A 23,123-nucleotide genomic window follows, 5' to 3' on the forward strand; every position below is an offset into this window, starting at 1 on the left:
CCGAAGGTGGCCACAGAAAAATTTAAACAACCTTGATACGGTGGAACTCCGTACCAAGGTTGCTTAAAGCCTATCCGTTTTAATGCTGTCTACTTGATGGGGGGAAGATCAGCGTACCGACACCCATTTTTTCAACGCTTTAATTGATCTCCCACTGGGCTCAATTCCTCGATGATCAGGGCATACTTTATGGAGAGAGCCGTCTTAGAAGGAGCAGCGGTTACTTTAACTTGAGAGCATAGATTTGCCCTTTCGAATTATACACGCCTTCTACGCTTTGTTTATTTTTCATAGTAAAATGGACGGTTCCTGGAAGATCTTTATCCTTGGCAGCTTTGTACCCGGTCAAATCCAGATTCATGCTGCTCTGGGCAAGTGGAATGGCAGCCTGCAAGAGCTTGTCCTCGCTCATATTCATTAGATTCTTATACCCTTTGGTATATTCGGCTGCGGAATCCTGAAGGCTGGATACTTCAAACATCGTAACTCCCCGCGACGCTTCGTCAATGCTTATAAAGATCGGCATTTTTGCGGAAGTTCCTTGGAATGTCAGCTCGAAATGAGATTTGCCCTTTTCGGTAACATAGGACGCCTTCGTCAGTTTGCCGAGGCTCAAGCCCTGGAATCCTTTGGTAACCTCGCTCGCTGCATCCTGTATGTCCTGAGATACCGACTCAACTGGTATGGTGGACATCACCCGCTTAACTTTGCCGTCAAGAAGTGTAATGTAATGATTATCTACGTGTGTAAACACTTCAACCTTGCCTGAATCGGCTTGCTTGCCGGAATAGCTGACCGTAAGCGTGGCTGATTCGGGCAGCGACTCCACATCCAGATCCTTGAGCACCGATTGGATAGTCTCTTTGCTGGAGCTTTGCAGATCCGCCCATTTTTGTTCAAGTTGAATGGAGTCTATTTTATTATTGGTAATGTTGACGTAACTGTAATGAGCTCCCTTAATCGTAAGCGTCCAGCCGGTATCATTTCCAGTTTTCCAACTTTCCACTTTGCTGAAAGAATAGCTTTTACCGGTTGCATCTTTCAGCTTTTTCTGTGCCTCGGATATTAATTTGGGATCGATTTTTTTGAGGGAAGAAGCCGCGGCAGCAGAAGTATTGGCTTTGGCTGCGGCATGCGTAGTCAACAGCGGTGCGGAAGTCATTAAAAGGCCTGCAGCCGTCAGGATCGTCATTGCTTTTATCGATTTTTTCATGTATGTTTCCTCCAGTGATTCGAAATTTTTTAGTCATTTCCCTCGATCGGTACAGTCAATTCCAGATCCTTGATGTATTCTTTCTCCCAAGCGTCAGGGGAGTCTCCATACACATAACGGAACGGCTTTATCGTGAATGACTGATGATCGGAAGGAAGGGGCTCGTACAGCATGTCCAAGCGACGGTAACCTTGTTTCATATCGTTAGCGTAGAGGTCAATAATTTTTATTTCTGTGCCGTCTTGACCTACGACTTCAAAGTAAATGGTCCGTTCATCCGAAGAAGTCTCTTTTAATACCAGCTCCATGCGAGTGGAGACTGGGGAGCGCTCCATTTCTTCCAGCCTCCAGCTAACTTGCCTTGATGATTTCTCCGCTTCCGGATATAGGATATGATTATCTGTATTTTTGCGCATCGGAATTTGCAGGATAAACGGCTCCGGGATCATCTCGAGCCTAACCTCAAGCGCCAAATTAAACGTTTCCGGCAGCACAGGCCTGCGGGCAGCTTGGTCCGAAGACGCTCCGGTAATCGTGACAATGGCGGATTCCGCATCGTTGCCGGGGCCGATATCCCAAGTAATGCTTTCTTCTGTTCCATTGATGAAGGCCCTCATCACTTGAAAGGAACCCTTGCTTTTTAGTGATGAAGCTTCGGATTGGCCGCGAGCGAAAGGATCAAACAGGGAGGCGGGATGTCCTGCCTCATCCAGTTGAAGCGCTATAGCTCCGCGCATGCCGTCGAACATAGCCTGTGATGCCGTCAAAGTGTAGCCCTCGTGTGTGTCATAGTAATCCGTTTCCGTGGCCAACCCTTTCTGCTCAGCTGCCTTTAATCCTAAGTCGCCTGCTAGCTTAAACACATTATGCATCATTGGAATGCGGCTTAGGGTTTCGGCCATCACGGGGGAAATGAAGGCAGAGGACACGATGACAACGACAATGAAAACAGCTGCCGTTCCGATCACAAAGGCATTACGAATGATGCTGCGATTACGTGATTTTCGGGTTAACCGTTCTCTGTCGGAAATGCGCTCCTCGGTCGATTGTAATATGCTGTCATACAGATCCTGAGGGATATTCAGATGATCGGCCGCCTGATGCATGTGATCCTTCAAACGTTCTTCAATGGACAAAGCAATCACCTCCCTCTTCTAAATCCAGCTCTACAGAATGTTTGCGAAGCTCTTTCAAGGCTTGATGGTGCCTCGACTTCACGGTCCCGAGCGGAACCGCGAGCAGCTCGGAAATCTCGGTTAGGCTGTATTCGTGATAGTACCGGAGAACAACGACAATCCGAAGCTTGTAGGATAAATGATTTAGAAGCTCGAGCAACTCGCGGGTTGTCTCGTTCCATACAATGACCCGGTCCGTCCGTGGATGCTCGGGCTGGATTTCAAGCATTTTTTGGCGCTCGAACAGGCGGAATCTACGCCATTTTCGGCGCCTCCAGTCCTGAACCTGCCGGATCGCGATTCCGTGCAGCCAATTCCGAAAGGGACGCTTGGGGTCATAATTGGGTAACGAGAGCCAAAGCTTAAAATAAATTTCATTCATGATATCCTCTATATCCTGCCGGCCGGATACAAGAAGAGCCACTGTTCGGTACACATTATCGACGGTTCGGTCATAAACATACCGGAATGCTTCCTTGTCCCCCTCCTTTAGTCGCTGCAGCCACGGCGTTAAGTCTGAACCTTGCAAGCTTGCTCCTCCTTTAATGTGACCTCACCTATATATTCGCTCCGAGTCGCCAAGAGGTTCGGTGAAAAATAATTACTCGTTCCAATTCCACAGCCGTACTTCCCCGACACGCAGGTCATGCACCCAGGAAACCTCGCGCAGCGTCAGCAGCTCCTTGACGGGACCGGTAATGACGGCACCATAGAGATGAACGCCATTCTCCTCTACGTAAGCCAATGAAGCGTCGACGTCAATGAACGGAGCTACCCGCTCGCTAATGAGTTTATACTCCTGCATAAGCCGCAGTGATTTGATGTAGTGAGCATTCCGCAGCTTCCCGTCCCCGTAGGTGTCCAATGACGGATAATGTCCGCCGCTGGACACGATTTTGCCGAACCAGCCGCGCTTTTCTTCCTTATAGGAGGTGATCGTCAAATCGTCATGATGCCAGACGGGATAGGATGGAAAGCCGACAGGGTCGGTGATTACGCCATCATGATTGCCGAACCGGTCCTCCGGTCCGGTATCCACGGCAAACCAGACGGGCTCCATGTTCCGTTTCTCGAATTGCTTCAGCAGCTCATCCGTAGTGAAGAAACGGTTAAACGATACATAGGCTTCGGCCACGGTGCCTTCGGGAAGCTTCTCGAGCCGGGACCAGTCACCGCTTTTTGCGGAAGAGGCGCTTGCTGTCTGTTTGTTTGACTGTTCCCTGGGATCTTCATTTGGATTCGCGGAAGAAGTCTCTGGAGTAGGGTCCGGCCGATAGAATATCTGCGATTGACGCGAGCTGCCATTCTTCCAATCCGCATTGACGGAAGGCAGCCCAAACAGGAAGTTGACGGTGTACTCACCGACAGTCACTCGTTCGCTTCCTACTTGCTTTTCCATATCTCCGTATATCTCTTGCATGAAATAGGTTTTGCCCTGACTGTTCAGTGAAACGTTAATGTTAGGCATGGTGATCGAGATGGCCGAAGCAATGGCATCCCGATATTTATCGTTTCGGCTCGGATCGCCGACACCGTAGAACAGCGCGGTACCGATCGAGCTAAGAAAGGTAATCACCAGGAATGCGGTTATCACTGTCAACGTATTTGAGATTCGGGCTTTCCATTTGGCCCTGCGAACAATGCGTTTTTCCTTCTTGGGTGAGAGGTCGTTCTGAACATCGGCCGGGCGCTTAGATCCAGCATTGTCCGGTTCGTTATCCATCCATTCGTTTAAATAAGCCTGATATTCCTCCAGCTTCTCCATTTCCCGTTCGATTTCGTTTTTCTCCTCGTCCGTCAGCTTGCCGTCCGCATAATCTCTCAATCGCTGCTTGAAATCTTCGCTCATAACCTTCCGTCCTTTCGTTTCATTTCCCGCAGCCGCTGCCTGGCTCGAAATAAGGTGATTTTGATATGGGATAAGGTGATGCCCATAATATCCGCAGCTTCCTGGTAGGTGAATTGGTGAAAATCCACCAGGAGCACCGCTTGCCGCTGCTTCTCCGGAATATCGGCCAACATTCGTCCAATTTCTCTTTGGACTTCTTGCTGGAGCAGGGTGATCTCGGCGTATCCCGGTCGACCATCCGAGCGAAAAAAGCGGCATCCTTGACGATGCTGCGGCTTGCCTTGCGCTGATAATCCACATAAGCGTTATGGGCAACGCGAAATAGCCATGGCTTGATTCGTTCATTCTTCCAATCCTCAAGGTACAGGTACGCCCGGTAAAAGGTTTCCTGTACCAGGTCTTCTGCCGTATGGTGATCATAAGAGAGGGAGTACAAGTAACGGTAAACGTCTTTGACGTAATATTGATATATCGATTCCAGACTGTTCAGATTCCTGCCCTCCTCTCTATGTAATTCACGTATAAGCGGAGCATAAAGTTACAGTTTTTCGCCGTAAAAAAATGAAACAGGGCTTTGTTGCACATTCGAAAAGCTAAATATACCTGGAGAGCCGGTTCTCGAAATGCACCTTAACCGCAGCTACCCATACACCGCAAAAACAAATACCAAAAGTAAAAGCCCGCCGGGAGCGGGCTTCCATTAGCAGATGGGCATGCGATGCAGTGAGCGATACTTGAAGGTCATAATAGCAAGCTACTACGGGCTATCATCTCTACACAGAAAATGCTTGTAATATGCTTAAGCAGGGAAACAGACGGAGATTCCGGGTTTAATCCGATCCTTTTTTTCGATAATGATCCAGGCACATCCCTGCAGCAAAGCAGAATACGAGAATGAAGCGAGCGCCGTAGGCTATGGTGAATGGACTGCCGGGAGCTTCGTCCTGCATCATATGGATAGTCCAATCGAGCGCATAACTGAGGCAGGAAAATAACAGGGCACATAACAACCCGATCAGTATGGATTTTACAAGTACAAGATGTTTCATCCGCATGGTTCCTCCTATTCAAACGTCGGGGGGATGGATGGCTTGAAGCTTATCCGAGTCCCGCCCTCTTTGACTAGATCGTAGCAGACCTCCGAGCGGCAGGTTTGATTATTTTTGCTAAACGCTCCCCTTTAAATAAGGCTGGATTTGGATGCAAGTAAAGCAGGCAGTTAAGCGATTTCTACTTCTTTTGAAATCTCCACAAGCGTTCCATCCTCTTGAATCAAGCGCAGTTTGGGGTGACGTCCAGAACGCAAGGAAGAATTACAAATTCCATGAAAATGAGACATTTCTCAAACCGTTCGCTTGTTTTTATAATAATCAGCAAGAACGGAGCGAGGGCCTGGTTTATCGGTTCTAAGCCCCTCCACTTCAATAAGAAAGGAGGCTAAAAGAGGTAAGCCTGTAAACGAAGTGCACCTAAAAGCCAAGTGTGAGCCAGGAACGATATGAAAGAAAGGGGAACCTTAATGATATTGGGAATCAAACAATTGAAGAAACAGCTGCTGCTAATTACGGTCATGCTGGTAGGATTTGCGCTGCAGGCATCGCCTGCGCAAGCGAGTTCGCCGATTAACAAACAATTCGGTGAGCCGGTCTCCATGGGGGCTCCGATCCAGCAAATCGCGATTTTTGAAAGCGCTTATGGCCAAGAGGACGGCCGGGACGTAATGTACACCACGGTCAATGGGAAGCCGGCGATGTTAAATGTCATCGATCTCGCAGACAATAAACTGCTCCGCACGTTCCCGCTTCCGGATGCGGACAGCTCTTGGGCAAAAGCCGTAGCCGAAGACGGAACGTTATTTATAGCAGGTCAATCCAAGGTTTACCGCTATTCCCCTCAAACGAAAGAGCTTGATGATCTTGGGGTCGCGATTCCGGGTGAAACTTCGATTTGGGGATTGATTACGGACGAGCAGGGAAATCTGTACGGCGGTACGTATCCAAACGCCAAAGTGTTTAAATTCGATCCTCGAACGGAGACGTTTACGGATTACGGCACGATGGTGGAGGGCCAAGGATATGTTCGTTCCATCGCTTACGCCGATGGCATCGTATTTGCAGGAATCGGGACGGTTGGACATATCGTCAAGCTGAATCCGGTTACCGGCGAGAAGGAGGAACTGCCGATTCGGGATATTCCGGGCGTTAGCAGTCTTCCGTTCGTATACGGTCTGGATGCAAGAGGTGATTATCTCTTCGCTTACTTAAACGGCAACGGAACAACCGCGTTGATTATATACGATATGGCGCGGGGCGTGTGGCTGGATGAGGTTTACAACGGATACGGCGGCCTCGATGTATCGCCTGAACATGAAGGGAAAGTATATTTCGTTCAAAATCGGAAGGTCCAGGCTTTTGACATGACGACGCAGCAGGTGACGGATACGGGACTTGCCTACGGAACCGGCTTCCGCTCCAGCGGATGGGTTCGTTTTCCGAACGATCCGGAGCTTCCGGGGGAGACCTTGGTTACGATCCAATTCGGCGGAAAGGCGGCCTTGTTCAATTTTGAATCGGGCATACAGAAGATGCTGCCTGCCGTCGCCGAAGGGCAGCCTACGCTGATCCAGGCTCTGGAGAAAGGGCCGGACGGCAAAATTTATACAAGCGGCATGACCTCCGCACTGGGAGGAGCATTCGATCCGGTTACGCGCACCCATTCGACGTATCCGATGGGTCAAGCCGAAAGCATCGGCTCGCTCGGCAATGATCTGTACTTCGGCATATATCCGAAGGCGGAGATCCGCAAATTGGATACGACGAAGCCGATCCAGACGGATCCGAGCAAGCCGAACCCGAATCCGGTATCCCTGTTCTACATGGGTGAAGATCAAGATCGCCCTTATGTTCAGACGTCCGGAGACGGAAAGGTATACTTCGGAACGATACCGTATTACGGGGAATTGGGCGGAGCCCTAGTTGCGTACGACCCGGCATCGAATACATTCGATGTACATCGCCAAGTCGTGCATAACCAGAGCATTGTGGGCTTGGCCTACAGGGACGGCAAGGTCTACGGTTCGACCAGCATCCGGGGAGGTCTCGGAATCGATCCGACCGAATCGGAAGCGAAGATGTTTGTATGGGATGCCGTAAGCGGGGTGAAGCTTAGCGAGTTTACGCCGGATATCCCGGGAGCGGTGAAGGCACCGATCATGATCAGCGGGCTGACCTTCGATCAAGACGGCCTCCTCTGGGCTGCCGCGGACGGCATACTGTTTGCCGTTGACCCCGAGACGCAGGAGGTAGTGAAGAGCAAGGTTATCTATCCGGGCGTCACGGATTACGGGATGTGGCGGCCGATCCATCTGAGATGGGGACAGGACGGCTTGCTCTATACCGATCTCTATGGCAAGCTGACGGTTCTGGATCCGAAGACGATGGAGCATGAGGCATTAGGGATTAATACGGCGCTCTTTACCCTAGGGAATGACGGAAACATATACTACGCGCAAGAAACACGGATGTACATGATCCCTGTTTCCGATGTTGGGGAAGAGGAGGATACCCAGCTTCCAACGACAGAGGCCACGGTCAGCCCGGAGCAGCCTGATGGACAAGAGGGGTGGCATGTCAGCCCTGTAACGGTAACGCTGTCGGCTTACGATGAAGGAAGCGGGATCGCTTCCACTGAATACTCGTGGGATGGCGGGCAAACCTGGACGTCCTATGCCGGTTCGCCTTTGCAAGTGAACGAGAGCGGACGCTATGAGCTCACCTATCGTTCCATCGACAAAGCCGGAAATGAAGAAGCTGCGAAATCGATCCAATGGCGGTTGGATCACGAGGGGCCCTTCATCGATTGGAAATCGGCGGTGCCTGAGGTGATCAGCAGCTCGGACGATCTTGAGATCGGTTTCGAGCTTCGGGATGAATGGTCAGGGGTTGCTTCGAACACCGCGTCGCTCACGCTGGACGGCGAGCCAATAAATTCGGATTCCTCCTCCATTCCGTTGTTCCGTCTTCCGCTCGGCCAGCATACGTTGACGATCCGGGCAAGCGATGTGGCGGGCAATGAATCGGTGCATGATATTACGTTTACGATTGAAAACAGCTTCGAAAGTCTGGAAAAGCTGGTGCAACGCTTTGCGGAGCAGGGCTGGATCGATAATCACGGGATTGCGAACAGCCTGGCAACAAAGGCCGCCAAAGGCAACGTTTCTTCATTCATTGACCAAGTCGAAGCGCAGGCAGGCAAGCATATTTCCACGGAAGCCGCAGCTTATTTGATTCAGGCGGCCTCGGCACTCCTATAAACGTTCTTTAAGCTTCTTAAGGGCATCTGGAATGAACTTCGTAGACCAGATGCCCTTCCTTTTAAGGACCTCATGAATTACAAGAGACCGGCGATCATCATGACACGCAGCAGTTTTTCTGTTTCCTATGAATTTATTATTTAGTGGAAGGAAGGTGCTGATTTTGATGAAGATGAGTGTAAAGATGGGACTTATGGTTATGCTTTCATGCGCTTGCGTGGCTTCGATTCACCCGGTTAACGTGACTTACGCCCAGGATTCCGTTCAGGGCGGTGCCGTTCGCTTGGAGGATAAGGTATACGGGGAGCCGGAGCGTCTGGCGCAGCCGATTCGGGGGATCAGCATCTATGACGGCGCGGTTGGCGAACAGGACGGAAGAAAGGTGATGTTTACGACGGTCAAAGGTTCTCCGGCCCAGTTCAACGTGGTGGACATGGCAACCAATACGGTGATCCATAAGACGATTATGCACGGAGGGGGCGGGGACGCTTGGCATCATGAAGTGACACCGGACGGCAAGCATGTGTATGTAACCTCCCATAGAACATTGTGGCTGTATTCGACGGAAACCCAGGAAATGAAGCTGGTGCATGACTTTGGTGAGGAAGGCCCGTGGTCCCTCGCAACCGACAGCCAAGGAAATGCATATATCGGCACCTACCCTGGAGGAAAGGTGTTCAAGTACGATTTAGGGGCGGGGACGGTAACGAAGGATTACGGCAGAATGTTGGGCAATCAGGCTCAAGAATATGTCCGGTCAATCGCTCTGGATGAGGAAGGCGGGCATATTTACGCAGGGACCGCCCACGGTCAGATCATTCGGTTGGATTTGGAATCGGGAGTTAAAGTCAATATCGCCGAGCCGCTGATGAACAAACAAGAAACCGGCTTTGTCTACGATATGAACCTGGTGGATGACCGGTATATATTTGCAAGATATTCCGAGTCCAAAAATATGTACATTTATGACGTGAAAGCCTCTCGTTGGCTCGATGTCGTATTGTCCAACGTAACGGGACTGCATGTAACTGACTCCTATCAAGACAAGGTGTACTTCGTGGCAGACAATACGCTGAAGTATTATAACCTGGCGACCGGCGAAATCGGAACCACCGGCATGAAATATGGAAGCGGGCTCCGGGGCGCGGATTGGATGGAGATTGCCAGCCATGACAATCCCGATCTAATCGGGATGAACTTGGTGACCATGCAGTTTGGAGGAGGGATTGTCTATTTCAACGTCTCGCAGAACAAGCTGACGGTGACGCCTCCCGTCGTAGAGGGGACTCCCCTGAACATTCATGTCATTGAACAGGGCAAGGACAATCAATTGTTTATGAGTACGCTCGGTGCAGGTACAGGAGCTGTTTACGATCCGGAGCAACAGCAAGTATTGCCGATCTCGCTCGGTCAGGCCGACAGCATGGTTTATCATGAGGATGCCATGTATATGGGGGTATACCCTAAGGCCAATGTTCACAAATATGATCAAAATAGGGAGCCGGGAAGCGGTAATCCCTCCCTGTTCCTGCAGGTTGACCCGGAGGCTCATCAGGACCGCCTAATTGAAGCGACATCCGGAGGGGGACGCATTTATTTTGGCAGCGTGTCCGCATACGGCGTGAACGGCGGTGCCGTGACGATTATTGATCCCAAGGCTTATGCCGAGAATAAGACCGGCGTTACGGTGATCCGAAATGTAGTCCAAGATCAAAGCGTCGTCGGGCTGGCGTATAAGGATGGCATTCTGTTCGGGTCCACCAATATCCATAACGGCCTTGGAAGCAACCCGACTGCTAATGAAGCTAAGCTGTTCACCATGGATGCCGTGACCGGTCAGAAGCTCGACGAATGGTCCATTCAGCTTGAAGGTATTGATAAGCCTGAATTTATCGGTCGTCTAACGGTCGGGCCACATGACGGACTTATTTGGGGAGCTGTTAACGGAACGATATTCGCGATGGATCCGGCGACCAAGGAAATCGTTAAGCACAAGCAGATTCACAGCGGTCCGTTCAACTACGGGGCATGGTCGTCCGTTCCTTTGGAGTGGGATTCCGACGGCATTCTGTACGCCCTCTTCGGCACGAAACTGGTGGCGGTGGATCCGGTTACCATGGACTTCCGAACCGTAACAAGCGCCTACAGCTTTACGATCGGCGATGACGGGTATCTGTATTATTCGGATGGCGAGGACCGTACGTTCTTATCGCGGATTCAGATTGGTACGCAGTCCGCAATGCCTGAAGACGTTGACGGCAACGGGATCGTGGATCACCGGGACGTCAGACTGGTAGCAAGGCATATCGGTAAAGAACCGGCGGGCGATTTGCGGAAGCTGGACGTGAACCGGGATGGCGTTATCAACGCGCTGGATGTCAGAAGCGTTACGGCGAAAATGAATGAGGAACGAAAGCAACCATAATTGATGGAGCGGCCGCCCGATTCGGGCGGCTGTTTATTAGGTTGGACTTCGTAAAGGGTAAGCGGGGCATGCGCATCATTTTCATGGGGTTATTTTGGCCTGTTGCAAGGGTTTCGTACTATCCATCTCGAATATGAAATTCTAAAATCTAAAATCCATGGAACTCTTTCTCTTATTCAGCTAGGTTCATTGATAGGGAGGATGTAATGCTAAACCAAAAGAAATTTGAAATGGCATATAAAAGATATAGTAAAAATTTTGTGGATGGGATCAAATTTGAAGATGTTAAAGATAAATATGATGCCAGCAAAAGCAAGATTGAGAAAATCGTAGAGCAAAATGACACAGAGAAAGATCATATCCTATTAATAAATCTAAATAAAATTTTCTCATATTACTTGTCACAATGGAAACACGAAGTATTGATCAGCGGTGAAAACAACCCAGAAGGATTAAAGAACATGCAGAAGGTCGTGTTTTATCAATGTATGGGGCAGGACCTTTATACAATCAGGTATCCGGAGATGATCTTGGGATATTCGTTTAAAGAAGTCGTTATCACCTTGGTACATTTCACTATGTATGGATGGGAGAAAGAAGAAAATATACTATATGATTTTGTGGTTCATCACTTCGGTGGACATTTAATCGATGCCAATGAAGAGAACAGACATATTTGGTTTTTGCTTGAGCTGTACCTGCAGTATAGAAATAAAACCATCATGGGAACGAATAAACAATTGCATCTAGCCGTGAAAAATAGCTTTAAGGAAGCTGGACAGCGATGCGGATCAATCCCTGATGATCTAGACGTTTATGAGGAAGTGCTTGAACGATGGTCCACAGGTGAATTGCAGGAAATAGAATCTCTGATTTCGACAATGTCCCTGTATCATTCTGCATTAGCTTCTGAAATTGGACAGCTGGGTGAGTTTGGTGAGTTTCGATATGGATTTTATCCATTTGAAATCCTATTCTTGCTCCATGTAAGAAGAAAACTGGGGTTGCCGGTTCCCTCTCAGCCAGATGGATTGCTCATGAATACCCCGGAAGCGAAAATGGTGTTTGGAGACCCTGAGCCATACCCTGAATGGGACCCGATGCTTCAAAAGATCGATCAATTCTATCGTGAAAACTATCCCGAATACATTCCTAACCGGCATGGGGAGTTGTTTCAATAAGGGGGAGAAGAAGTATGCAGGATCAAGAGATAGCACAGCTGCTATTCCCTGATAACAAGGATCTCGAACCGTTTTTGAGAGATGAAGGAAGTGATGACATCCATGAGGACCTATTAAAATTTGGTCTGAAAACGAAACAATTTTTATACGTGGACTATAAAGGTGAGCAATATCAAGAGATCGTCAATTTTATTCTCGACTATGAATTTGCCCATCATATTGAATTAGCAGCCAAAGAAGACCTTGAGCATTTAGAAGCGTACAACTATGAATTTTTACCTGATAAAATCAGAGAGGTTAACAAGATACTGTCACCTAAGGGGTATGGGCTATTTTCATATCCCACATCGGGCGATTTTTACGCACTATTCATTGCAAAATTAGAGAATATAACAACATTACTGCAAGAAGAATTGCTGCTCGATGATAGAATCCCTTTTCTAGAAAGGTGTATCCAGTATTACAGGTAGGCTTGCTGGAGGCGGCGTAAATCGCAGATTCAACATCGTTTGGTACAACAAATCACGTATACTACACATCTCGGTTTACCCGTGAAAAGTAATACTATACATAACAAGGATGGGGACAAATCCCATCCTTTGCTATTTAGGTAAGCTTTAATCCCTTTCTAACGATTTGGTCCGCTTGACGGGTGGTTTCCGGCAGGCGGTATGTGGGGGAGAGCTTTAAAATCCATTCGCATGCTGTCGCCAGAGAAATGCGGTGGCCGATAGAGACAAACACAGGTTTAACGCCATCCTGGGTGCGCAATACATTCCCGATTATTTCATGTTGATCCATGAGCGGTGAATATGAGCCTCTCTGGATATCGGGTTCAATGTAACTTCCCGAGAGCTTTGTTTTTCCGCAGCCGATGGTTGGAATATCATAAAGAACCCCTAGATGGCAGGCCAGCCCAAAACGTCTCGGGTGTGCGAGCCCTTGACCGTCGCAAACGATTAACTGGGGCGAGATGCTGATTTGCTCAAAGGCTTTCATGATGGGCGGAAGCTCCCGAAAGGAAAACAACCCCGGAATATACGGAAACGAAACGCTCTCTTCAACCATAACGGTGTCAACGAGGGTTAAGGAGTCGGCCTCTAAAATCGCAACCGCAGCGATAAGCTTATCATTCTGCTCACTATAGGCAACGTCCACGCCTGCGACATAACGAACCGGCTCCAGCGCATCTTCCTTCATCACTTGCAAAGCCAATTGATGCTGTAACTCAATGGCTTCCTGCTCGTCTAAATCCCACCTGTGCGTAGTTTTTAATTTCATTACACGTGATCCTCCAATGGTTGATCGTAATATTTTATCAAATATCCACAGGTACATAAATACGCACATGTTAGGTATTGCCTGTGCAGGAGGGTAGAGAGGGAATCTTGTGGTCCAAGCAGGGCTCCTTGTCATGCTATAATATGGAAGATTCGTTGATTGAATCAAGGATAGGGATCAAGGAAGAAGGAAACTTCGGTTTCGAACCGGAGACGAAGCACGTTCTCTTCCCGCTCCGTATAGATTAGCAGCGCTGAGCGGAGTGTATTTTCTGCATAAGGAGATTTGGAACATGGACATACGCGACTATATCCAACGAGGCTTTGATGCCTATTACGCAAAATACAGCCAGGTTACGGAGGACGGCTTCTGCAGGTGGATGCGCCCGGACGTTCCTGCAGAGATGAAGGCCACCGATACCGACGAGGAGTGGTCCATCTGGAAGCTGGTTCCTTCCGTTGTGAGTGAAGCTGATATTAGGGAGCTGGAAGACGAGTATGGATTGACATTTCTCGAGTGGTATAAAGCATTTATCTCTACATATCATCATTACTTTGACGTCATCCCTGAGCAACCGGTGGACGAGCCGCTGGATAACGTCAGGGATATGTACAATCCCTTGTTGTGCCGGCTGGGCTATCTGCCTTTCACATGGGATTCCGAATACGCCAAGATATGGTGCATCGACGTAAATGAAGAGGCTGGCGAAGGCTTCGGGGCCATCTATGAGATCGAGCATGAAATCTTATTTGATCTGGATGAGGAGCAAACGGACCGGGTCGAGCTTCAAGCATCGCTGGATTATCTGTATCCGGACTTCAAGGCGTACTTTGACCATACATTCCTCGGAGGGTGATATAGTCAATGATTATGAAGGGTAAGGAGAAGCCCACATGCAAAATGAACAGCTGCAGGATATTCTAATTCAATACGGCATCCGGGAATCGGAGATTACGTTTATCAGGCATAATGAGAATCGAACCTATAAAGTAAAAGGCCATGACGGAAGCCCGTATCTGCTGCGCATTCATCAACCGGTCAAAGACGGAATGGCCGGTCTGCAGCATACCTATGACGGTCTGCTGGGTGAACTGCAGATGCTGGAGGCGATGTCAGACCGGGATCATCTTCTCGTCCAGAGGCCGCTGCGTAATCGGAAAGGTGACCTGATTACGATCATCGAGCTCGAGGGGAAGAGGTGGAACAGCTCTGTGCTGTCTTGGCTGGAGGGAAGAGACCTGCGGAAAGAAGACGTAAGCGACCCGATATTGGTCGAGAAGCTGGGGACTCGCATTGCAGAGCTGCACCAATTCTATAGCCAGTACGAGCAGGAAGGCCTGGACAAGCGTCCGAGTCAGGGGATTGGCTATAATCAATATATGATCGAGGTTATAAAGAAAGGGCTAGGGAGAGGATTGTTCGCTTCCTCCGATGTTTCCCTTATTGAACAAACGGTATTGCTGGTAAATGCCCGGCTTGAAGCTGGCGGACAGCAAGATGCCTGGGGACTCATCCACGGCGATTTAAGCTTGGGGAACATCATCATGACCCCGGGAGGGGAGCTGAGTTTTATCGATTTTGGTTTTTTCGGGCCGGGTTATTGTTACACGGATGTTGCTATGGGGGCCATGATGGTTCCATCGGAGCTTCGGGATCGATTCTTGAAAGGGTATTATGGCAGTGATCATACGGGAGCAGAGGAACTCGTTCTGTTAGAAGGCTTCATGCTGCTGGCCATTATCGGATACTATGTCTTCCAGATGGAGAATGAAGCCGTGCATGCATGGATGCGCGAGCGGATGCCGAAGCTGTGTGCCGAATACTGTACACCTTATTTGTCGGGTGAACGTATATTTTATTCCGTTTAATTCCTGCCCCCACAGGAACCCAACTATTTTACACTGATCGTTCCGTCCTGGCTGACTAGCTCTAAGGTATTCGATGCGTCTCCAATCGTGCCCTCCACGGATTGTTCCGTGCGCCGTGTTTCCTTAAAGCCGTCTAATCGGGCGCTGATATCCGATGAGCCGCTGTTCGCGGTAAGCTTTAATGATGCCGGGGGCGTTGTATAGGAGACGGCGATATCACCGGATTCTGTCTCAACGCGCAGCAGCCTTCCTTCTTCGGCCGCTTTGATCGATACCTCCCCATCATTTGAGGCTATTATCATCTCAGGGCTGGTCACGTTGGTAATATAGCTGCCGCCGCTGCCTGTGGTTACCGTTAATTCGTTTAGCGAGCTGTTTGTCAGCTGGATATCCCCGTCTATGGAAGTAAACTCACCATGGTCCGCCGAGAGCCCTTCGAGATCGGCTGAGCCCGAATGGTTGGTTAAGACCACGCGAGGGGCCGCGACATCCTGCAGCTGGATATCCCCCGCGTCGTTATTCAATGTAATCGTATCGACTTCATGGTCAGGAATGGATAGGGTGATCGTGCCTTTTTTGCCAAAAGTAAAGCCTCCCATGCCATCCCCTTGATCCTCCTGGGTCACGATGATTTTATTCCCGTCAAGATCTATCGTTACTGGTTCGCTCTTATTGTTCTGCCGCTTCCCATCGCAAGCGATGGTGATGCTTGGGGAATCTGAATGCTTGAATTCGATATCCCAAGAATCGTTGTTGACTTCAATTTCATCAATTCGGTCGGCCCCAAAGGATACCTCATGGTTATATTGTGATGTTCCTAGGCCTCGGCAGCCCATAGCTAACCCGCCAACGGCAAGCAAGACCAGCGAAGCGGTTATGATTTTTCTCATGTTCGATTCCTCCAGGTATCTACGGTACATCTTAGGCCACGTCGCATCGATCCACTCTGTAAAAAGAAAAATAGCCAAGGATCAGCCCAAGCAGGCAGAGCGTCATCGGGACGGCAATGAATTGGAACAGGCTGGTCGAGCTTCCTCCGTTAGACACCGTGGCATTAATCACGAAGCTAATGATGACAGCCGAGGTAATCGTGGAAGCCGTCGACTTTTTCCTCATGCCAAACAATAAAGGAATCAGGCTGATTCCGGCGATCATAAAGGCGTTTAGCAGCGTTGCCGGAAGGGTAGCCATCATTTCATCCACGTGAACCGATCCTTCAAATAACCCGATCTTCGGATTCAAGAAGTACGTTAACAGATTGATGACAACCGTCGTGACGAGGATGCTGAATAAGCAAAACCCAAATACAATCGATAGCTTGGCTTGCATGATTTTTTTTCGCTGCAGCGGGTAGGTGAACAGCACCTGGATCATGTTGCTCTTGTATTCCTCAATCACTAAACGCGACAAAATCACGCTTGCGAAAATGATATAGGTGATGCGCGTCAAAATATCCGCTAAAGACATAAATGCGGCGTAATTCTCAAACATCGGTTCACTTTCACCGCGCGAGCCCAGAGCCATCAAACTGACGGCGGCGAAAATAGCGATGATGCAAACGGCTAATCCTTTAAAATAACCGGTGATGTTGCTTTTTTGCCATTCCAGCTTTATGAGTTTAAGCATAGCGTTTGCCTCCATGAATGAGATGAATGAAGTAGTCTTCGAGCGATCCGGCATGCTGCCTTCGGATGTCCTCCATCCTTACTTCCTTTAACAGGGTTCCCTGATGAATAATGCCGATCGCATCGGCGACCGATTCGATTTCGGACACGATATGACTCGAGATCAAAATGGTCGTACCGTAATTCTCCTTAAGCAGCAAGAGAAGCTCTCGCATCTCCTTGATCCCGATCGGATCCAGTCCGTTGATCGGCTCGTCCAGAATGAGGATGTCCGGCTTCGTAACCAGGGCGCGCGCGATCCCCAGCCGCTGTTTCATGCCTAGTGAAAATTCATGGATTTTCTTCTTCCCCACGCCGTGAAGACCTACGATCTCCAGCGCTTCCTGGATTGCCGGCTTATTGCGATAATCCATGTATCTGCAATGAAGCTCCAAATTGGCCTCGGCCGTCAGCCGGTCGTAGAACACGGGATATTCAATGATGCTGCCGATTCTTTTTAAGTATTGAACCGATGACGGTTGAATCCGCTGATTGAATACTTGGATTTCACCCGAAGACGGCTTCACCAGGTTTAATATCATTTTCATCACGGTTGTTTTGCCGGCTCCGTTCGGACCCAAAAACCCGTAAATCTCCCCTCGGTTAATACGCATGCTGACGTTCTTAATCGTTTCCGTGCCTTTGTATGCCTTGCTTATCTGATTGATTTGAATGACGGCGTCCATGTCTGATTACCTCCCGTTTCGTAGTGATGTGCTACCCTAAGCTTAGGGAATGAAAGTAAAAACAAAGTAAACGGTGCGGAAAAAGCTCGTAACATTTTACTTCGATGGAGCCCCTGCCTTTTTAAATAGAGTAAGATAGAGAGACAGCATGTTTGAGGATACATATGAAATGAGGGAAGAATTGATAATGGAATCTGCATCCATATTAGCTGTCGATGATGAAATTGGGATTTTGAAGCTGCTGGAGATTACGCTCCGGAAGGAGAGCTTCACCCATATTGATACCGCCTCATCGGGCAAAGAAGCGCTGCAGCGTGTCAAAGAGAAGACATATGATATGATTTTGCTCGATATCATGCTCCCGGACCTTAGCGGTTTTGAGCTGTGCACGGAGATCCGGAGGCATACGAATACGCCGATTATTTTTATCAGCGCTCGCTCTACCGACTTCGATAAAATTACGGGGCTGGGGCTTGGCGGGGATGATTATATTACCAAGCCGTTTAATCCGCTGGAGGTCACTGCCCGAATCAAGGCGATTCTTCGCCGGCAGAGACTCATGGAGAATGCGGCTCAACAAAACACGGCGTACGATTACGGATACTTCTCTTTTCATCCGGAGTCGGCAACGTTAACCGTAAAGCGTCAACCTGTAGAGTGCACGGCGAAGGAGCTGGAGCTGCTGCATTTCTTCTGCAAGCATCCGAATCATATCTTTACGACGGCGCAGCTATACGAATTGGTGTGGGGAAATGATGTGTTCGGAGAAGAAAAAACGGTCACGATCCATATCTCCAAGCTGCGGAAAAAACTCGGTGACGATACCCGAAAGCCGAAAATCATCGTGAATTTAAGGGGAATCGGATATAAATTCATCCCCCCGAATGAGGAACGGCTATGCGAATAAAAACACGATTCACGATCCATTTGGCATTAGGACTTATTCTATGGATGCTGGGGACCGGTTTGCTCATTGTCATTATGCTGGAAGGGCTTCTTCCCGTGCTCGGTATCCATATCAGCATGGACGATGAAGGTCTTGTTGTAGGAGGAATCTTCGGGGCCAGCACGCTGCTCTGCATTGCCTTGTTCGGATGGTATTTCGGCGGCCCGCTCGGCTTCATCATGTCCTGGATTCATCGACTTTCACAGGATATTTACAAGCCGCCTGCTAATGTATCCAAGATATATACCCGAAAAGGCAAGCTTCGCATGCGATTTCGCCTCTATCGGGAGGTGCTGGAGCATCTGCAGTCCTTGGGCAGCATTTTGCAAGCGAACGAAATCGAGCGAACCCAAATCGAGCAGGCGAAGCAGGATTGGATCGCGGGGATTTCCCATGATTTGAAGACGCCGTTAACCTATATCAAGGGCTACTCGGCCCTTTTATTGAATGAGCAGTACGAGTGGTCGAAGGAAGAAGCGATTTCTTTTATCCGGGAAATGGATGACAAGGGTAAGCATATGGAGGAATTGATTCAAGACCTAAGCTTAGTCACGCAGCTGAATCGCGCTGATGGCGCGCTCCCCTTACAGAAGACGAATCAAGATCTCGTCGAATTTACGAAAAGGGTAGTGGCCGATATCAGCAACAATCCGCAAGCGGGCAGCTATCATTTACATTTTCAAGCGGATTCTCCTGCCATTCATGTTGATTTTGATTCGAAATTCATGCAGCGCATCCTGCAAAATATAATGATGAACTCCGTCCTCCACAATCCTGAGCATACGGATATCTATGTACAGATCGCGGACTCGGGAGAACATGCCGTTATTCGCATCAAGGACAACGGCGTCGGCATGCCGGCTCATACGGTAGAGCATTTATTCCACCAGTATTACCGCGGGACCACCACGGACTCTTCCTCTGAGGGGACGGGGCTCGGAATGGCGATTGTCTACAAGCTGGTCCAGGCCCATGACGGTACGATTACGGTGGAGAGCGAGCCATCGAAAGGCACTACCTTTACGGTTCTGCTGCCGAAAAAGGGCTTGTCCTCTTCGGGCAGTGAGCAATAAGCGAATAATCATACGATCTGCCCGTCAAATCGTCCAAGATTTGACGGGCTTTTTCATGGCATGGCTGATGGCCCCTGGCGGTAAAACCGTATAGTTTCGCCGAAATAACGCATCCTACCCATATCTGCGCTTCTTGGGAAAACGAGGATAGGGCGAGGGCGGCTGCCCGGTTGCTGTTTGTTTAAAGATTCGATTGCAGGTTTAAGAATCGTTTAATTACAAAGTTGAACTAAAGAATTTTGTAAAGAGGCAAGAGTGAGAAATGAGTGATCGGAAGAACATTTTTCATAGCTGCCTTAAACGCAAAACATCGACCAACATAACTACATGAATGAGGTGATACCATGTCGAAGGATGCAGTAATCAACCAAGAAGCGGTCGAGACTGTTAAGGATATTATCAAAGACGTTGAAACCGCCATGCTGTCGACCATATCGGAGGGCGGCATTAATTCCCGGCCGATGCAGACGCAGGATATCGAATTTGACGGAGACCTGTGGTTCTTGACCAAGAAGGATACGAGCAAATACAAGGAAATCCTGGAGAATCCGAACGTGAACGTCGCTTATGTCGGCAAGTCGTATGTGTCCATTCGCGGCACCGCGGAAATCGTGGATGATCTGAACAGGAAGAAAGAGCTTTGGAATAAGATGTACGAAAAATTTCTGGACACGACCTATGATGATCCAAACATCATCTTGATCAAAATCCGGACCGAGACGGCCGAATACTGGGAAACGGGAGACCGAATGAAGACCGTAAAAGCGTTCTTCCGGAAAATGACCGGCCAGCGCCAGGAAGAGGATTCCGAATTGAATAAAACCGTCGACCTGCACAAGTAGGCAAGGTGGTTGGAGCGGGTCACCATGGGAAAAGCACGGAACTTACGGATTCCGTGCTTTTTGTCGTTTATTTAGTTGACTGTGTCAAATTGATAATTGACTTAGTCAAGTATAAATGTTAATTTTTTGCTAACCGAATAAAAAGAAAGGGGCTCACTCATCATGTCAGATGCAACCATCATTCAGACGATCCGGCGCTTTAACCGTTTTTATACGAATGTGCTCGGACTTCTCGATCAACATTTGTTGAACAGCGATTTTTCTCTCTCCGAGGCAAGGGTGCTGTATGAAATTCAGAATACGGAGCATTGCACGGCCAAAATGCTGATCGACAAGCTGAGCATCGACGCCGGTTATTTAAGCCGCATTTTAAAGCGATTCGATAAGCTCGGGCTGACCTACCGCGTTCAATCCGATAAAGACGGCAGGTCCTACTACCATTACTTGTCCGATCAAGGCCGTGAGATGCTGCACAAGCTTGATGCGCTATCCGATGAGCAGGTCCGCCGGTTGATTGAGGGACTGCCGGAGCACAGAAAGGGCCTGATTGCCAAGAGCATGACGGCCATTGAAAGCTCCCTCTCCGGCGAAGAGGATCGCGGCCCGGGCGTGGTCATCCGCACCGAGCTGCGACCGGGGGACGTTGGCGTTCTGATCCATCTGCACGGCTGGCTGTACGCGGAGGAATGCGGTTATAATCATGGATTCGAGGGCTATGTTTGCAAGACCTTTCATGAATTCTTCCAACGTTATGACCGGGAGAAGGACCGGTTCTGGCTGGCGGAGGCGGACGGCCGCATCGTCGGCGCCATCGCCATTGTCGGGCATACGCCGGACAAAGCGCAGCTCAGATGGTTCATCCTGCACCCCGATTTCAGGGGAAGGGGACTTGGCAAGACGTTATTGAACGAGGCCGTCAAGTTTTGCCGGGAAAAGGGCTACCGGAACGTGTTCCTGGAGACGACCGAGGATCAGAAGAATGCGATTCGGATGTACGAGAACGTCGGCTTCCGCAAGACCGGCGAGCGTCCGAACGAAGCATGGGGCGTAAGCCACGTCGAGCAGGTCTTCGAGCTTCACTTGCCATAGCGTCCCTTCATTGACACCCCAAATCCGGGTTGCTACAATTTCTATATTGCTACCGGAATACACGGTATTGAAAAGGAGGGGGCGAGCTTGAACCGATCTTATGCCGCAGATCCATTCATACGAAATGAACGCGAGGCGAACATTGCGGAGCGGGCCGACCGGCTGGCCGCCATATTCGCGGAGAGAGCTCCCAAGCATGATCGGGAAGGATCGTTTCCGTACGAGAACTTTGAAGATCTCAAGGCGTCAGGCTATTTAAAACTAACCGTTCCCAAGCGATTTGGCGGAGAGGAAGCCTCCGTCTATGAAATGGTGCTGGCCCAGGAACGGCTGGCGCGCGGAGACGGCTCCACCGCACTGGCTGTCGGCTGGCATATCAGCCTCATACTTAAGCAGCGTCTGACCCGGGCATGGCCCGAGGCATTGTTTGAAAGTCTGTGCGAATCGATTGTCAAGGAAGGCATCGTGATCAATGAGCTGGCCAGCGAGCCGGCTACCGGAAGCCCGAGCCGGGGAGGCCGGCCCGAGACGACGGCGGTAAAGGTCGATGGAGGCTGGAGCATCACGGGCCGCAAAACCTTCAGCACGTTAAGCCCGATTCTAAAGGTATTTGTCGTTACGGCGGGAATCGAAGGCAGCGAGCGTAAGGGGGCGTTTCTCGTTCGGAGCGGTCCCGGCGTGGAGCTAGAGGAGACCTGGGATACGATGGGCATGCGTGCGACGGGAAGTCATGACGTCGTCCTGAAGGACGTATTCGTACCGGATTCGGAAGTGATTCGGGACGAGAATTACGAGATGCCGTCCTCTCCCGTACCGACTGAAGGAACGCTGCTTCATATTCCGGCTTGTTATCTGGGGATCGCTTATGCGGCCCGGAATTTTGCGATAGATTTTGCGGCGCGGTACCGGCCCAATTCGCTGACGGTGCCGATTGCGGAGCTGCCGCATATCCAAAGGCAGATCGCTCTGATCGAGGCCGATTTGATTACGGCCAGGACCTATCTGTACCAGGTGGCCGACCGCTGGGACCGGGAGCCGGACAACCGGGCCTCACTTAAGGCGGAGCTGGGGCTGGCTAAATATACGGCGACCAATGCGGCTGTCCGCATTGTGGATCAGGCGATGCGGATCGTCGGCGGAAGCAGCTTGTCCCGGAAGCTCCCGCTCGAACGGATGTACCGGGACGTGCGGGCAGGGCTTCATAATCCGCCGATGGACGATATGGTTCTGACGAATCTGGCCAAGCAGGCGATTCGAGAGCGGGAGGAACGGCCGGATCAAGGTTGACCCGGCCGACAATGACCATCTGAAGCCTATGGCGAAGCACATTTAGCACCGTACTAAGCTCCGGAGCGCGGCGCTTGGCGTGATATAACGGTATTCAGCCACGGAGGCCGAACGTGATGCGAGAATTAGAATAACATGCAGCGCTAGAGGGGGAGAGCTCCTTCTGGCGCTTTTTTTGTTATTACATGCATGACGGCAATGATTGGGCATTATGATGATAAAGCCGTTATTT

Annotated in this window: 20 protein-coding genes and 1 pseudogene; 11 read left to right on the forward strand and 10 right to left on the reverse strand. The window is 49.7% G+C overall.

Annotation, left to right across the window (positions count from 1 at the left end):
- Positions 1-220 precede the first annotated feature (220 nt).
- The 6 genes and pseudogenes from NST08_RS03295 to NST08_RS03320 all read right to left on the reverse strand — a co-directional run bounded on the left by NST08_RS03295 (position 221) and on the right by NST08_RS03320 (position 5,286).
- Complete coding sequence (locus NST08_RS03295; RefSeq protein WP_210094189.1) at positions 221-1,213, reverse strand: hypothetical protein; 993 nt, start codon at positions 1,211-1,213, stop codon at positions 221-223.
- Between the two features lie 29 nt (positions 1,214-1,242).
- Positions 1,243-2,349, reverse strand: a complete 1,107-nt coding sequence (locus tag NST08_RS03300; RefSeq protein WP_341341449.1) for a DUF4179 domain-containing protein — start codon at positions 2,347-2,349, stop codon at positions 1,243-1,245.
- Entirely contained in the window at positions 2,339-2,917 is a 579-nt protein-coding gene (locus NST08_RS03305) for a sigma-70 family RNA polymerase sigma factor (protein ID WP_341341450.1), read from the reverse strand. Before NST08_RS03305 ends, NST08_RS03300 begins: the two co-directional genes overlap by 11 nt.
- 72 nt (positions 2,918-2,989) lie before the next feature.
- Positions 2,990-4,237: an anti-sigma factor gene (locus NST08_RS03310; protein ID WP_341341451.1), complete on the reverse strand. Its 1,248-nt coding sequence runs from the start codon at positions 4,235-4,237 to the stop codon at positions 2,990-2,992.
- Positions 4,234-4,727, reverse strand: a pseudogene (locus NST08_RS03315) (sigma-70 family RNA polymerase sigma factor). The gene NST08_RS03310 and the pseudogene NST08_RS03315 overlap by 4 nt, the downstream one beginning before the upstream one ends.
- Positions 4,728-5,067: 340 nt before the next feature.
- Positions 5,068-5,286, reverse strand: a complete 219-nt coding sequence (locus NST08_RS03320) for a hypothetical protein (protein WP_007132504.1) — start codon at positions 5,284-5,286, stop codon at positions 5,068-5,070.
- A 470-nt stretch (positions 5,287-5,756) separates the two neighbouring features.
- On the opposite strand from NST08_RS03320, the gene NST08_RS03325 reads away from it, so the two are divergent.
- The 4 genes from NST08_RS03325 (at position 5,757) to NST08_RS03340 (ending at position 12,625) form a co-directional block, all read left to right on the forward strand.
- Positions 5,757-8,549: an OmpL47-type beta-barrel domain-containing protein gene (locus NST08_RS03325; RefSeq protein ID WP_051425257.1), complete on the forward strand. Its 2,793-nt coding sequence runs from the start codon at positions 5,757-5,759 to the stop codon at positions 8,547-8,549.
- Between the two features lie 166 nt (positions 8,550-8,715).
- The gene (locus NST08_RS03330) at positions 8,716-10,974 is read left to right on the forward strand and encodes a dockerin type I domain-containing protein (protein ID WP_341341452.1); all 2,259 of its coding nucleotides are present in this window, start codon (positions 8,716-8,718) and stop codon (positions 10,972-10,974) included.
- A 206-nt stretch (positions 10,975-11,180) separates the two neighbouring features.
- On the forward strand, positions 11,181-12,155 hold the full coding sequence (locus NST08_RS03335) for a hypothetical protein (protein ID WP_341341453.1): 975 nt from the start codon (positions 11,181-11,183) through the stop codon (positions 12,153-12,155).
- Between the two features lie 14 nt (positions 12,156-12,169).
- A complete protein-coding gene (locus NST08_RS03340) occupies positions 12,170-12,625 on the forward strand; it encodes a DUF6630 family protein (RefSeq protein WP_007132500.1) in 456 nt (151 codons plus the stop codon).
- Between the two features lie 136 nt (positions 12,626-12,761).
- On the opposite strand, the gene nfi is transcribed toward NST08_RS03340, so the two are convergent.
- Positions 12,762-13,436, reverse strand: coding sequence for a deoxyribonuclease V (gene nfi, locus NST08_RS03345; RefSeq protein ID WP_028407375.1), 675 nt, complete (start codon positions 13,434-13,436; stop codon positions 12,762-12,764).
- Between the two features lie 292 nt (positions 13,437-13,728).
- Between nfi and NST08_RS03350 the strand changes: the two genes are divergently transcribed.
- A complete protein-coding gene (locus NST08_RS03350; protein WP_028407376.1) occupies positions 13,729-14,292 on the forward strand; it encodes an SMI1/KNR4 family protein in 564 nt (187 codons plus the stop codon).
- Between the two features lie 37 nt (positions 14,293-14,329).
- Positions 14,330-15,304 (forward strand): phosphotransferase enzyme family protein, encoded by a 975-nt coding sequence (locus NST08_RS03355; protein ID WP_028407377.1) that lies wholly within the window; start codon positions 14,330-14,332, stop codon positions 15,302-15,304.
- A gap of 23 nt (positions 15,305-15,327) precedes the next feature.
- On the opposite strand, the gene NST08_RS03360 is transcribed toward NST08_RS03355, so the two are convergent.
- From NST08_RS03360 to NST08_RS03370, 3 genes are read right to left on the reverse strand one after another with little or no spacing between them, the layout of a single operon-like run.
- Complete coding sequence (locus tag NST08_RS03360; RefSeq protein WP_028407378.1) at positions 15,328-16,194, reverse strand: DUF4097 family beta strand repeat-containing protein; 867 nt, start codon at positions 16,192-16,194, stop codon at positions 15,328-15,330.
- 31 nt (positions 16,195-16,225) lie between these two features.
- Positions 16,226-16,930: an ABC transporter permease gene (locus tag NST08_RS03365; RefSeq protein WP_007132495.1), complete on the reverse strand. Its 705-nt coding sequence runs from the start codon at positions 16,928-16,930 to the stop codon at positions 16,226-16,228.
- Positions 16,923-17,654, reverse strand: a complete 732-nt coding sequence (locus NST08_RS03370; RefSeq protein ID WP_028407379.1) for an ABC transporter ATP-binding protein — start codon at positions 17,652-17,654, stop codon at positions 16,923-16,925. The genes NST08_RS03365 and NST08_RS03370 overlap by 8 nt, the downstream gene beginning before the upstream one ends.
- A gap of 187 nt (positions 17,655-17,841) precedes the next feature.
- Here NST08_RS03370 and NST08_RS03375 point away from each other — a divergent pair, with 187 nt between their 5' ends.
- From NST08_RS03375 to NST08_RS03395, 5 genes are all read left to right on the forward strand, one after another.
- Positions 17,842-18,561: a response regulator transcription factor gene (locus tag NST08_RS03375; protein ID WP_028407380.1), complete on the forward strand. Its 720-nt coding sequence runs from the start codon at positions 17,842-17,844 to the stop codon at positions 18,559-18,561.
- The gene (locus tag NST08_RS03380) at positions 18,552-19,673 is read left to right on the forward strand and encodes a sensor histidine kinase (protein ID WP_007132492.1); all 1,122 of its coding nucleotides are present in this window, start codon (positions 18,552-18,554) and stop codon (positions 19,671-19,673) included. The genes NST08_RS03375 and NST08_RS03380 overlap by 10 nt, the downstream gene beginning before the upstream one ends.
- Positions 19,674-20,017: 344 nt before the next feature.
- Positions 20,018-20,515 carry a pyridoxamine 5'-phosphate oxidase family protein gene (locus NST08_RS03385; protein WP_007132491.1) on the forward strand — a complete coding sequence of 166 codons (498 nt, stop codon included), beginning with the start codon at positions 20,018-20,020 and terminating at the stop codon, positions 20,513-20,515.
- Between the two features lie 162 nt (positions 20,516-20,677).
- Complete coding sequence (locus NST08_RS03390; RefSeq protein WP_007132490.1) at positions 20,678-21,604, forward strand: bifunctional helix-turn-helix transcriptional regulator/GNAT family N-acetyltransferase; 927 nt, start codon at positions 20,678-20,680, stop codon at positions 21,602-21,604.
- An 87-nt stretch (positions 21,605-21,691) separates the two neighbouring features.
- Entirely contained in the window at positions 21,692-22,891 is a 1,200-nt protein-coding gene (locus tag NST08_RS03395; RefSeq protein ID WP_028407381.1) for an acyl-CoA dehydrogenase family protein, read from the forward strand.
- Positions 22,892-23,123: the final 232 nt, after the last annotated feature.

Origin of the sequence: Paenibacillus sp. FSL K6-1566 (assembly GCF_038050475.1) — a bacterium.
Lineage (GTDB): Bacteria > Bacillota > Bacilli > Paenibacillales > Paenibacillaceae > Paenibacillus_AQ > Paenibacillus_AQ lactis.